The organism is Megasphaera paucivorans, from assembly GCF_900103535.1.
Taxonomy (GTDB): Bacteria; Bacillota; Negativicutes; order Veillonellales; family Megasphaeraceae; genus Megasphaera_A; species Megasphaera_A paucivorans.
In genome coordinates this window covers 20183-33531 of record NZ_FNHQ01000014.1, presented here as the reverse complement: position 1 = coordinate 33531, position 13349 = coordinate 20183, and the positions used below count along the sequence as shown (strand labels likewise).

The following is a 13349-nucleotide window of genomic DNA, read 5'->3' as shown; positions in this document are numbered from 1 at the left end:
CCTTCTTTTATTCTATATTGTAGAGCTCCGGCCGTCGATCATGAAACACATTGATTTTATCCCGAATACTTTTAATTACTGAAAAATCCAGATCTGCGGCAACAATTCGCTCCTCATCTTCTCCTTGCGCGATTATTTTCCCCCAAGGATCGATCAGCATCGTATGTCCGCAGAATTTCAGCGTTCCGGCAGTACCGCAGCTATTGACAGCAGCAATAAACAATTGGTTCTCAATCGCACGGGCCTGATTCAGAATTTGCCAGTGATTTAATCGCGGATACGGCCAAGCTGCCGGCACAAAAAGAAGTTGAATCCCTGAAAGTGCTGCCTTTCTTACCCATTCACAAAACCGAATATCATAACAAATAACCGACGCCATCTGCACTTCGTCTAAGGAAAAAACATTCACAGCATTTCCTGCAGTAAAGACTTTTTCTTCTTTTCCCGGGGTAAACAAATGCACCTTATCATATGACGACACCATAGTACCTTTCCGATCCACAATAAAGGTAGTATTGTACAACTGACCATTGCGCTTGTTAGCAACAGAGCCGCCAACAATATTTATGCCGTATGTTTTTGCCAGATTTTCCAAGAACGGCTTCGTCCGCTCCCCATCTGTATCCGCCAATTCTTCTACATTGGGGGGATAAAAAGATGTGTTCCACAATTCCGGCAATACAACACTATCCGTTCCCTGTTCGGCCGCCTTGCATATTAATCGTTCGGCGGCAGCATAATTAAACTCTACATCACCTAATTTAACGGCAAATTGTATGGCTGATACTCTCATATATATCCCTCCCGGCAAGTCAGCAGCTTTCAAAAAAATTTTTGATTTCCTGATGCTGTTTCATGTCTTTCAATTCTTCTGCTGTCGGTAACTTAACTTTATCACGATCCACATTGACCAGACAGAGAAATCCCAGCGGTTCTCCTTTATTAGCACGAAACTGATGCACTTCCTGCGGTGCAATAGAAATTACATCTCCACACGTTACATCGTGTATGTGCTCACCAAGCAGGACCTGGCCCTGTCCTCGGAAAACAACTACCAAATGAACATGTTCATGATGCTCCAGCGTAGAGTACCCCCCCGCCTTAACTTCAAAATAACGCAGCTGACAGGGAATATTTCCCATTCCATTGAACAAAACTTGGCGCGTCACATCTTTAAAAGGGCTGCCATCATTCTTATATATTAGACGATCTACATCATCCCAAGAATAATCAGCTTCATGAAAATGACGAATCATACGCGTACCGCCTCCATTTTTATTGATTATTCTATTATAGACGAGGCAGTGTGCTTACGCAAATGAAAGATATATAAAACACACTATCTCATATGAAATTTATCATACCTGTTATTTTTTATACAACATACGTGCTGCATTCAATACACATAAAGCGGCCACTCCGGAATCGGCAAAAACAGCAGCCCACATAGAGGCATACCCAAAAAATCCCAACACGATAATAATGGCCTTGATGCCAAGTGCAAAAGCTATATTTTGCGTTGCAATATCTACCGTTTCCCGTGCAATATGCATAGCTTGGGGAACCGCATTCATTTGAGAGTTAAGAAAAACCACATCCGCAGCTTCTACAGCCGCATCTGCTCCGCTGCCCATAGCCGCTCCTACGTCAGCTCCAGCTAAAACCGGAGCATCGTTAATGCCATCTCCAACAAACATAACGGGACCATATTTTTTACGAAAATCTGCCATATGTTCCACTTTATCCTGCGGCAGCAGTTTTGCCTTCACTTCATCCATGCCTGTTTGCCGCGCAATATATGCAGCCGCATCCTGTGAATCCCCGGTAAGCATGGCCGTGACTGCGCCCAATTCATGAATTTTCCGAACTGCCGCTGCCGCGTCAGGTTTAATGGTATCGGAAATGATAATACGTCCCCAGAAAATATGATCCACCGCAACAAATACTTCTGATCCGTATCCCGGATTTTGTATAGATGGTATCATCACCCCATTGCGGTCCATTAATTTTTTATTGCCGCACAAAACGGTACTTCCCGCTATTTCAGCAACGATACCTTCTCCTGCTATCTCTTGATTTTTTACCGTTTTATATAAAACTAAATTTTTATTTTTTGCTTCCATGACAACACTCTGTGCAATCGGATGCAAGGACAGTTGCTCCACGGAAGCACACATACGCAATATCTCATCCGATTTCGCCGAACCTTCCGGCATAATAGCTTGCACGGTAAAGTTGCCTTTTGTAACAGTTCCTGTTTTATCCATAACAACCACTTTAATGCGTTTCATTTGTTCAACAGCATTACCGCCTTTAAATAAAATTCCTTGTTTAGAAGCCGCTCCTATACCTGCAAAAAAAGATAACGGAACACTAAGTACCAATGCACAAGGACAGCTAATAACTAAAAAAGTCAATGCTGTATAAATCCATTGATGCCATTCCCCCGTTATTACCGAAGGTATAAGCGCCGTCATAACAGCTATACCTACAACAATGGGTGTATATACGCGGGAAAACCGGGTAATAAACCGATCCAATTTAGGTTTATTGGCAGCTGCCGTTTCAACCGATTCTAATATTTTAGTAACCATTGATTCTGACAATCTTTTTACGACCTCTATTTTCAGCACTCCAGAAGTATTAATACCTCCGGACATTACACGGTGTCCTTCCTCACATAAAACAGGCACCGGTTCTCCTGTTACGGCTGAAGTATCAACAAAACTGCGGCCCTCAATGACTTTACCATCCAGCGGAATTCTATCTCCCACACGGACCAGCAATATATCCCCTATATCGGCCTCCGCTGCTGGGATTGTCTCCCAATCATTGTTTTCTGTAATCCGCTGCACTGACTGCGGCCGCAAATCAACCGCCTTCATAATCTGCCCGCGGCTTTTGTCAACAGCTCGTTCCTCAAAAGCTTCTCCAATTCGGCTAAAAAGCATCACCCCGACAGCTTCCGGATATTCTCCAATTGCAAAAGCACCCAAGGTCGCAGCCGCCATAAGAAAAGTTTCATCAAACGGACGTCCGTGGATCATATTAGACACGGCAGACTGAAGAATATCTTTTCCTAATAGTAAATACGCTATACTATATAAAATGATATCATATGGTTCTGATATTACTCCGGATACAAACGTGAGTAAAAATAAGGCAATTCCCAAACCGGCCATCCAAATATTCCTTTTTTTTTCTGCGTGGTCGTGATTACAACAAGAACAATGTGCAGGTTCATGATTTTTCACGGAGACACAAACTTCCTCCATAACAGGAATACTATCTTTATTCATATTTTCTCCTCCACTCTATTATATTTTCTGTACCATTATCATATCATTATTTCAATATATGTTCAAGTGTTCATATGTTTTTTTTTACAACTACATACAAAAATAAGAAATAAGAAAATTTTTCAGCAAATTAAAAAAAATAACATATTTTTAATTTTGACAAAACTTTTCTATGTTTCTTCTTGGCTTTGATATATAATAAAATAGTATTTATTATTACTGGAAGGAAGGGTTTTTATGAAATTGATGGTAACCGGCATTGGCGGTGTCGGAGGATATATCGCCTCTGTCCTGTGTGCAAATCATAAAGAAGTGACGCTCATTGCCCGCAAAAAAAGATGCCACGCATTACAAGAAAAAGGTCTCGTTCTTCACAGTGAACGCATGGGAGAAAAAATATTTCATCCCACCGTGTTGGAAAATCCTGCCGACGCAGGTATTCAGGATGTAATTTTTGTCTGTGTAAAAAATTTTTCACTGCTCGAGGCGTTGACGGCAATTCAGCCTTGCATCGATTCCCACACGATCATTGTGCCTATCCTTAACGGCATTGACCACTATGAAACAACCTGCCGCTTTTTAAAAGAAGGAATCGTTATTAACGCGTTGATATATATTACCGCAGCCTATAACGAGGACTATTCCATTACACAAACCGGCGACTATGCCAGAGTATTAGTTGATGCCCCCAATAAAGAACACGCGCAGTGTGTTGTATCTTTATTAAATCACGCAGGAATTCTTGATTGCTCTATCCCCCAAAATATGGATGTTGAAATGTGGACAAAGTTTATCACCAACTGCGCATATAACACAATTACAGCACGTTACCAATGCACAACCCGGGGACTGTTAAATCCACCGGAACGGCTGCAGGAATTTCATACTTTGCTTGAAGAAGCCTGCTTTGTTGCTGAAGCAAAAAACATTCCCATTCCTTATGATTTAGCGGATTCTGTATTTGACCGCATGACGCAGCATCGCACCTTGGATGCTACCAGTTCCATGGCACGTGATGCTATGGCTCATCTGCCCATTGAATTAGAAACCTTCAGCGGCTATCTAGTAAGAACAGCTCACGAATCAGAGGTTCCTGTGCCCCTTTCTGAACGAATATATAAGGAATTAAAAGGAATGACAGAATAGTCTTATCCTATCGGAGGAATATATCATGAAAATAATGGTAACAGGTATTGGCGGTGTCGGGGGATATTTAGCTTCTGTTCTTTGTGCAAATTACACAGGGGTAACCCTTATTGCCCGCAAAAAACGTAAGGAATCGTTGCAAAAAAATGGTCTTATCCTGCACAGCGATTATTTTGGCGAGCATGCTGCCTATCCGCACATCACCGATGATCCAGCAAGTACGGGCATACAAGATATAATTTTTGTCTGTGTTAAAAATTATTCACTGGAAGCCGCTGTGTCGGCAATTCTGCCTTGCATCGCTGACCATACCATTATTGTACTTGTTCTAAACGGAGTCGATCATGCCGCTGCTGCCCGAAAACTGATAAAAACAGGTCATATAGTGGATTCTACCATGTATATCAATGCTGCTTACAATAGCGACTATTCCATTCGGCAAATGGGAAAATTTGCCCGCATTTTTATCGGTTCAGACAATGTCTCCTGCAACGAAAAAGTTTACACGCTCTTAGATCATCCAGGATTAAAATGTCGCATTGCCGAGGATATCCAAGTAGAACTATGGAATAAATACATCACTAATTGCGCATATAATGTTATTACCGCATATTACGAAAGTACTATCGGTGAAGTTTTTAAAAATCCACAGCGTCTTACAGAATTTCGTATTTTGATAGAAGAGGCTTATGCAGTAGGAAAAGGCGTAGGTGTCAATCTTGATGCAGATCTTACAGACACCATCTTCCAACGTGTTGCGGAACAAAAAAACAAAGACACTACCAGTTCACTGGCTCGTGATATAATCGCCCGCCGGCAAAGTGAATTGGATACATTCAGCGGCTATTTGGTACGAACTGCCAATGAATTAAATATTCCGGTTCCGCTTTCTGAAAAGTTTTATCATGAAATAAACCAACGAATCAAAGAAATACAATAAAGTAAAGGCGTTCAGGGAAAAATTCCTGAACGCCTTCTTTTTGCAATATATACTGTCAATCATCCATTATATTTATTGCTGTTTTAATTTTTTGGATGTCTTAGGCACGGTCTTGATTAGAACATTTCGGCCGTCTTTCACCACTTCAAAAGAAATATCTCCTATGCCATCTTTATAATAGGCCATTTTAATATCCAACAAGAGATTTCCGACCTTTTCCTGTAAATCAGGGGTAAAGAATTGAGCTCGGAAATCTGCCGCGGTCTGCTTCTTTCCTGCCCTATTGACAACGGGCCGCTTACCGGTTTCTTCATCATCCCATGCCGTATTTTCAAACGTAATTTCTTCTTTTATGCCTGCCATCATTTCATTTAATGATCTGTTCTTAGGAATTTTATTTTTTGCCATAATACAGCCCTCTATTTTTTTGCATTATCCGCCTTATCGGAGGCTTCGTGCATGCTATTTAATGTAATCTTTGAAAACTCTTCCGGCGTACTGTATGTTGCTATTTTCTTAAATCCTACGCCCAGTCTGCCGCGATATGCAGCAATGACATTATCCTCTTTATTCATTTCTGCTATGAATATTTCCTGTCCGTCAATACCGATCAAGCGGAATTTCCCACTGGGAGAAATGGTGCGCCAACTGCTATCTGAGCCTTTAAACATATACACAACACCGGTTCTCAGATTATCATAGAAAAATACATCCTGATCATAAAATACGGAAATCCGGCCAATATTCTCCGCCTGAACACGAATGCGCCGTGTATCATAATTAGCATCTGTACGATAAATGCGATATTGATCTTTTCCTACTTCCAATTTCATATACACGACATTGGTCGCTGTAGAATAGGCTACATCTGTAATCTTGCTATCCCGCGGCACATCTTCAATCGGCGTATCCAGCTCATGATCCGGATACAGCGGATTATATTGCGCTATATACACACCAAATTTCCCGGTTTTACTATCATTTCCATACGAAGCAAAGATAGCCAAATCCCGATCCGGCAGCCATTCAAAGAAGGATACCTTCCGGCCATGCAGGCTAACATGCTGCGGCTCACCTTTTTTGCCGGCTTCATAAATATTGACCTGATCATCCAATATAGTTGCCATAAACCGCTTATCAAAAGAATAATAGGACTGTCCTGTTGGTTCTACACCAAAACCAGCCGCTTCCTGCTGGCTGGTACTGCCAATTTGAAAGTCTGAAGTTGGTGCAAAGAGGACTCTATCCAAATAAAAATATATACCCAATTGAATAGCTATCCCGATGGCAAATGTCAAAAGAACCTTTCCTAGCTTCATACGTTCCTCCTATTTTACGATAAATGCTGTCGGAATCATGCGTTCCCCCAACAAATCGGCCGGTTTATTCACAACCTCACCGTTCAAAAACAAAGTCGAACTCGAACCGCCATCAAGATTTGCCGCTATGTAAGCACCCTGTTCATACATAATGTTTTGCAAATCGCGGAGAGTAGCACCTATAGCGTATCCAGGCTGTCTCCCGTCAATCACCAGAAATAACACGGTACCATCTTTACGCTGGCCGATGGCCGTACGCGGACCAACACCCCAGCCGCCATCACCATTTGTGATCATCTTCTGTCCATTGACAATTAAGGCCGGGCCAAAAGAAATACCTTCCTGCACACCCATAGAAATCAAATCTCCCTTGCTATAATTACCGGCAAGAAGATTTCCGTCTTTATTAAAACCAATAAATTCATTCACTTCACTGTCACTGGAATCCGCACCAAGTAAAAACTTGCCATTATGTATAATGAAACCGTAGGGACTACGGCCAGTGCCCGTACCATTGGCATCGTAAAATCCACCGGCGTTGATAGCAGCCACCGCATTGTTTTGTTTGGCAATATCGCTGGTTGTATCACCCTTTTCTTCCATATTCTCTGCAGTTGCCACCTTAACTCTTTTAGGGTCCGGTATTTCCAATAAAAAACCCTTAAATCGGCTGGAATCAATTTTCTGCAGTTTCAAGGTAGAATCGGTGCGATTCTTAAACTTAAACAATTCTTGTTTTGGTGCTGTACTAATACCACCCAGTATCTTATCGATCTCATCTTGAGAAAAAAGCCATGTAATATATTGCGGATGACGGCTTTTTAAAATAGCTCCCACGACAGTCCGCTTAATATTATCAAAAGGACCAAATAAAACAACAAAAGGTGATGTAACCGTAAAAAACAGGAGCAGTACAACAACAAATTTTGCAACTTCTTTGTATTTTTTCATTCTCAACCTCTGAAAAAAAGATTTGGGACAACACGTTATCGTTGATCGTACTGTTCTGTCGTCACGCGTTGCTTAAAATTAGCGATATCTACAGCATTTCCAATCCATATACGTTTAACAGCATACGGATCATCTCCATATTTCGCCCAACCGCCGTTCATGGTAAATGCTAATTTAATGCCGGCCTTTTTTAAAGCTGCTTCAGCTGCCGGATTATTGCCCCCATAGGGATAACAGAAAAATTCATTTGTGATTCCCAGCTGCTGCTGCAGTTCTTCCTGACTTTTTTCAATTTCATCATCTAATGTATGTTCCTTCATCTCACTCAGCCGGTTATGATGATATCCATGGGAGGCTATGACCATCCCGCTTTCCTGCATCTCTTTAATTTGTTTCCACGTAAGCCGCGTGCTTTGATCGGCATCATAAGTAGGAATAAACACGGTACATTTAAATCCGTACTCTTTCATTATCGGCATAACAATAGAATACGTATCAGGATATCCGTCATCAAAAGTCAGTACGACCGGCCGCACCGGCACCGGCTTATTATGAACCATATATTCATATAGCTGATTTAAAGAAATGGGATGGAAATCATTATCTTTTAAAAATTTCATCTGCTCCCGCAAATGCGCTTCCGACAATACCGCATCATTATCCTTTACCTCCCCGATCATGTGGTACATGAGAACGGGAATCCCTTTAGGCGGAACAGCCATTTCCACCTGTTTTTGCGAAGTTCCTGCCGCTACTCCGCTATCCGCTTTCTGCGTAGACGAGCTGCCGCACCCTGTCAGTATCATACAACTTACCAAGAACAGACAGCTCCATTTCCAAATGCGCAAGATAATGAACCCTCCTTTGCATAATATTCAGTGCAATAGACATAAAAAAGTTAACGCTAAGTCATATTGTACAAAATTTATGAAATATATGCAAATCCTATACAATACATATAATGTCTGTACTTATTTTTCCCTGGTTGTAATAATAGGTAATTCCTTCATCCGTCCCTCAAAAAAAGCGCGGATAAAACGAACGGCATCGTTCTTCAATGCTCGTTCCGCCTCTACAGAATGGCAGCTGCACTGCGGTGTCAGTAAAAATTCCGGACGATCAATCATTTTCAACATCACCGGGCTGGGATGCTCCATCGACAAGACGTCCAAAGCCGCACTGCGGATATGACCATCATCGACAGCATGATATAAGGCCGCTTCATCAACAAGACCGCCTCGGCAGCAATTAACAAACATGCTGCCTGGTTTCATCTGCTCAAATTGTTCTTCTTGAAATATATATTGTGTGGTGTCATTCAAAGGCATATGCAGCGATACAACATCGCATTCTGCCAATAGTACATCTAAATCAACAGGTTTTACACGATTTTTAATCATTATCTTTTCACTGACAAACGGGTCATACGCGTCAATACGACATCCAAAACACTGCATGCGTTCAGCCACGGCACGTCCTATATGTCCAAAGCCAACAAGACCGATAACCGTATCAGAAACCCGATGTATAGGCCACGCAACAGTCCCATACTGCCACCGATTATTATTTCTGATATCTTCCTGATATTCCGGAAGCTGGCGTATCAGCGCCAATATCATAGCACATGTATGATCCGCAATATCTTCTATGCAATATGAGGGATTATGTATTACCGTAACGTGACGTGCCAATGCGGCAGCTAAATCGACATTATCATATCGTGCAGATAGGATAACTATAAGTTTCAGCTGATCAAGTTTTTCCAGCAAATTCTTCGTAACCGGTTCATCTCGACAGACAAGCACCTGCGCCTCTCTGCATTGTTCAGCTAATTCCTCTTCATTCAAAGCGGGGCAATACGCTACATGCGCAATATCGCCCAAACTCTCGCCAAACCCATCGTCGTCATTATGACCTAACACACTTATGTGATACATTATCACGGCCCCTTTTCCTTATAAAAATTTCATGAAGTTACAAATATACACTTAAATATATATCACAAATCAACGCAATTATCAACCAAAAAGGAAAAAGAGCCTCTTTCTTACTGCGAAAGAAGCTCCTAAAAAACGATATGTCATGTATTGATTCCTCTTTTTTTCCGACTTTGTTCTGATACTATTTCCACACCCGTTACCAGTAACATCAACCCCCATAAAAGAGCTCCCGCTTCAGACCAGTTATAATGCATCATGGCTAACATCAGCGGTGTCCCGATTCCGCCGGCACCAACGAGTCCCAATACAGCCGCATCCCGTATATTGATATCAAACCGGTACAACACAGCCGATACATATCTGGGATAAATTTGCGGCAACATAACATATTTTACTTTTCCTAAAAAAGAAACGCCCATAGCAGTATATGCCCGATACGTACGAAAATCCATATCATCAATAGCAATAATAAAGCGTTTCGCCAGTAACCCAATACTGCATACGGCTAATGTCAAAACTCCGGCAAAAGGTCCCGGTCCCGTAACACGGATCCACATCAGTCCATAAACAAATACAGGTACCGTTCGTATAAAAAGCAATACAAGTCTGGCGAATAAGGCTGCCGGACAGGGAAATAACCGAAAATTAGCCGTAAAGGAAAATACTGCAGCCATGCACATGCCGGCTAATGTACCTAAAAAAGCAATACAAAACGTTTCATATAATAAATACGGCACACCGTCATACTCCAACGAAAAAAGCATTCCGAAATCAGGATGAATCATCCCCTCTATAATTGCATGGGCTGCAGAAAAGCCGGAAGTGTCTGTATGGGGAAAGGACAACAGCAGCAACGACGTACCCGCAAAAAAGACCACACTGCTCCATACTGCCAAACGCTCTGTCAGTGTCAGTTTTCTTGCACCCCTCAACACCCGGCGAAGCCATTCGCTTATTCCTTCTGTACTCAATACTACGACATACAAAAGAAGCAAAATCATCCCCACTTGACTATATTGCCGCCACGAAATCTGTTCATTTAAGAGAATGCCAATTCCGCCGGCTCCCACATATCCCAAAATAGCAGCATGGCGAACATTGGCTTCCAATATATACAAAACATTTGTCATATATCCCGGCAAAACGGCCGGAAGAATCGTTCTTATAAACGCCCGGGTACGACCACAACCAGCCGCTTCCAAAGTCTGTGCCGTTATAAAAGACATACTCTCTATATCCTCATATCCCATGCGGGTCATTACGGCAAACGTATACAGCGCAAGCCCTATCGTTCCCGCCAACGTTCCCAGACCCAAAAGGAAGGTACAAATCAAAGCCAAAATAAGTACCGGAATAGTACGTATACAATGAATGATTCCTTTTAAAAGGATCCGCAGCCACCGGTGCTGGTTATTGTATGCATTGGTAACAAAAGCTCCTATAAAGCCGCATATAGCTCCTATCGCGGTCCCTGCCAAGGACATTTGAACAGTCGCCCACAACGGTTGTAAAACGACAGCAGCATAGGCTGTATCCGGCGGCAGCATTGCCCGAAAAATATCGAAAAAGCGACTGCCTCTCTGTATAAGCAAAAAAGCAGAAAAATCCACGGTCTGTCCGGCCGCCACGATGAGCACTATACAGAATGCTGCCGCTGCGGCCTTATGTTTGCATATCACGATATCCCTCGTCCATACAACTGGACGAAATCCTGTTCTGTCCATTGTTCCGGCGCTGCATCATAATATATTTTCCCCTCTCTAAGTCCAATAATACGATCAGAAAATTTTTTGGCTTGTTCTACATTATGACTATTCATCACGACCGTCAGTCCCTCCTGACGCTGAAGTTTTCGCAGCAAAACAAGAATCTGCTGTGCTGTCATAGGATCTAAGGAGGCCACCGGTTCATCAGCCAGCAGTACCTCCGCTTTTTGCAGCAACGCTCTTGCAATGGCTACCCGCTGTTTTTGCCCGCCGCTCAAGGAAGCAGCAAGGGCATGTTCCTGTTCCGCCAAGCCCACCTGCTGCAAAGCAGCTCGTGCCTGCTCTTGAACGCGTGCAGGAAAGTGACCGCTTAATACTCGCCAGATAGGCATATCTGCTAAGCATCCATTCAACACATTTTGCAGACACGTACTTTCTTCAACCAGACAAAAATCTTGAAATACCATTCCCACACGATGCTGCACTTGCCGCCTTTTCTGTCCGTTCAACGTATCGAAACGCAGACCCCCGACCCACACCTCTCCCGATACGGGACAAGCCATATGATTGAACAGCCGCAGTAAGGTTGTTTTACCTGCTCCGCTGGGGCCGATCACAGACACGAACTGCCCCTGTTTGATCGTTAGAGTAATGCCGTGCAGGATAGGTTTATGCTTATGATAACTCTGATACACATTTTTCAGTTCTAACATATCCATATAATGTCCTGCCTTATTTCAGTAATTGCTGTACTTGGCGCTCGCCATCATAATTTGCTCGATCGGCCCAATCATAGCCCTTATGCCCAATTGTCTTCAAGACCTCTATTCCTTCCTTAGTCTTACCTATTTCAATAAGGGATTCTCCCAATGCTTTTCGGAAACCTTCATCCTGCATAATTTTAGAATTGTTGCTGACACTTACTGTGTCGTTAAAAATTTTATCAGTTATGGCAATCATGCCTGTCTGTTCCCATATATCCTGCGTCCCACCTAATTTTGTCTGCCAATTTTTAGCCATATTAGCACGGATATGCGAATAGGCCACCAAAACATCTACCTGTCCTGAAGCAAGGCGTGCTAATGATGTCGTATAAGAATCAGCCTGGACCACATGAGATAAATCAGATATTTTCTTGCCATATTGTTCTTTCAGCCACAAGGACGGATACATATATCCCGATGCCGATGCCGGACTCATGACCGACCAGGTAAGATCATTAAGTTCCTGCCAGGTTGGCTTTTGTCCGCTCTTTACCTTCTGCAGTAATGCCTGTCCCTTCGGACTCGGTCCTACCATAATGCAGGAACGATAATACTGGGTCAAATCGTCAGTAAATTTTTCCGGCGTTCCATCATTCCATTTCTGCAAATCAGTTGTATCTTTATCAATACCGTTGCGCAGCGCCGTAAGTAAAACGGAAATATCTTTGTCATACAATACATAGGTGGCTCCTGAAATAAATCCCATGTCAGCACTACCGGCACTCAACGCTTCTCCCACTGCATTATACGAGGTACCGACAGACAAGGTAACTTTCTTTATATTATATCCTTTCTCTTTCATTTTACTTTGTATCATCTTACCAAGCGGCGCCGTATGGGTCTTCATTGTATCGGCATCCTGGTACGGGGAAATCGCAATCTTCAATTCTGCAATATTCTTCCCGTCTCCGCCGGAAGGTGTACTGCTGCAGCCTGTCAGCAAAAGACTCCCCATAAATAACGCCGCCGCAAGTATTCGTATTGTTTTCATACGTAACGATCCTCCTTATATAATTTACAATGTTATAAAAATAACATACCCTCATTTTTTATAAAAAAAAAGACGGGTATATACAATACCCGTCTGAACCACCGTAAAATGCGTACCCAAACAGGCATCCGATATCATGTATCGGCGGTCGATGCTGCAAGCATCCTCTCAATCCGTTACACGGATTCCCATCGCATTTCCGGTCATTAATATGTCTTTATATACATATAGCAAGATAAAGGAGCTCCCCCTCGTCTCACAATTAAACCAACGTAAGTATATAGCAGGAAAAA

Annotated in this window: 13 protein-coding genes; 2 read left to right on the top strand and 11 right to left on the bottom strand. The window is 42.5% G+C overall.

Features of this window, described 5'->3' with window-relative positions:
• Window positions 1-7: 7 nt before the first annotated feature.
• The 3 genes from BLR11_RS07705 to BLR11_RS07695 all read right to left on the bottom strand — a co-directional run bounded on the left by BLR11_RS07705 (window position 8) and on the right by BLR11_RS07695 (window position 3299).
• Window positions 8-793 carry a carbon-nitrogen family hydrolase gene (locus tag BLR11_RS07705; protein WP_091650297.1) on the bottom strand — a complete coding sequence of 262 codons (786 nt, stop codon included), beginning with the start codon at window positions 791-793 and terminating at the stop codon, window positions 8-10.
• Window positions 794-812: 19 nt separating this feature from the next.
• Window positions 813-1256: a cupin domain-containing protein gene (locus BLR11_RS07700; RefSeq protein WP_091650295.1), complete on the bottom strand. Its 444-nt coding sequence runs from the start codon at window positions 1254-1256 to the stop codon at window positions 813-815.
• A gap of 111 nt (window positions 1257-1367) precedes the next feature.
• Window positions 1368-3299, bottom strand: coding sequence for a heavy metal translocating P-type ATPase (locus BLR11_RS07695; protein ID WP_091650292.1), 1932 nt, complete (start codon window positions 3297-3299; stop codon window positions 1368-1370).
• Window positions 3300-3536: 237 nt separating this feature from the next.
• Between BLR11_RS07695 and BLR11_RS07690 the strand changes: the two genes are divergently transcribed.
• Both BLR11_RS07690 and BLR11_RS07685 read left to right on the top strand, forming a co-directional pair.
• Complete coding sequence (locus BLR11_RS07690) at window positions 3537-4445, top strand: ketopantoate reductase family protein (RefSeq protein ID WP_091650289.1); 909 nt, start codon at window positions 3537-3539, stop codon at window positions 4443-4445.
• Between the two features lie 25 nt (window positions 4446-4470).
• On the top strand, window positions 4471-5385 hold the full coding sequence (locus BLR11_RS07685) for a ketopantoate reductase family protein (RefSeq protein WP_091650286.1): 915 nt from the start codon (window positions 4471-4473) through the stop codon (window positions 5383-5385).
• Window positions 5386-5457: 72 nt separating this feature from the next.
• Here BLR11_RS07685 and BLR11_RS07680 read toward each other — a convergent pair whose 3' ends face one another.
• From BLR11_RS07680 to BLR11_RS07645, 8 genes are all read right to left on the bottom strand, one after another.
• On the bottom strand, window positions 5458-5793 hold the full coding sequence (locus tag BLR11_RS07680) for a hypothetical protein (protein ID WP_091650284.1): 336 nt from the start codon (window positions 5791-5793) through the stop codon (window positions 5458-5460).
• A gap of 11 nt (window positions 5794-5804) precedes the next feature.
• A complete protein-coding gene (locus BLR11_RS07675; protein WP_091650281.1) occupies window positions 5805-6704 on the bottom strand; it encodes a hypothetical protein in 900 nt (299 codons plus the stop codon).
• A gap of 9 nt (window positions 6705-6713) precedes the next feature.
• Window positions 6714-7655, bottom strand: a complete 942-nt coding sequence (locus tag BLR11_RS07670; protein ID WP_091650279.1) for a phosphodiester glycosidase family protein — start codon at window positions 7653-7655, stop codon at window positions 6714-6716.
• 35 nt (window positions 7656-7690) lie between these two features.
• The gene (locus BLR11_RS07665; protein WP_091650277.1) at window positions 7691-8503 is read right to left on the bottom strand and encodes a polysaccharide deacetylase family protein; all 813 of its coding nucleotides are present in this window, start codon (window positions 8501-8503) and stop codon (window positions 7691-7693) included.
• 123 nt (window positions 8504-8626) lie between these two features.
• Window positions 8627-9592 carry a C-terminal binding protein gene (locus BLR11_RS07660; protein WP_091650275.1) on the bottom strand — a complete coding sequence of 322 codons (966 nt, stop codon included), beginning with the start codon at window positions 9590-9592 and terminating at the stop codon, window positions 8627-8629.
• 143 nt (window positions 9593-9735) lie between these two features.
• Window positions 9736-11274, bottom strand: a complete 1539-nt coding sequence (locus tag BLR11_RS07655; RefSeq protein WP_176762910.1) for a PhnE/PtxC family ABC transporter permease — start codon at window positions 11272-11274, stop codon at window positions 9736-9738.
• Entirely contained in the window at window positions 11271-12020 is a 750-nt protein-coding gene (phnC, locus tag BLR11_RS07650; protein WP_091650270.1) for a phosphonate ABC transporter ATP-binding protein, read from the bottom strand. The genes BLR11_RS07655 and phnC overlap by 4 nt, the downstream gene beginning before the upstream one ends.
• 13 nt (window positions 12021-12033) lie before the next feature.
• Window positions 12034-13056 carry a phosphate/phosphite/phosphonate ABC transporter substrate-binding protein gene (locus BLR11_RS07645; RefSeq protein ID WP_091650266.1) on the bottom strand — a complete coding sequence of 341 codons (1023 nt, stop codon included), beginning with the start codon at window positions 13054-13056 and terminating at the stop codon, window positions 12034-12036.
• Window positions 13057-13349 lie beyond the last annotated feature (293 nt).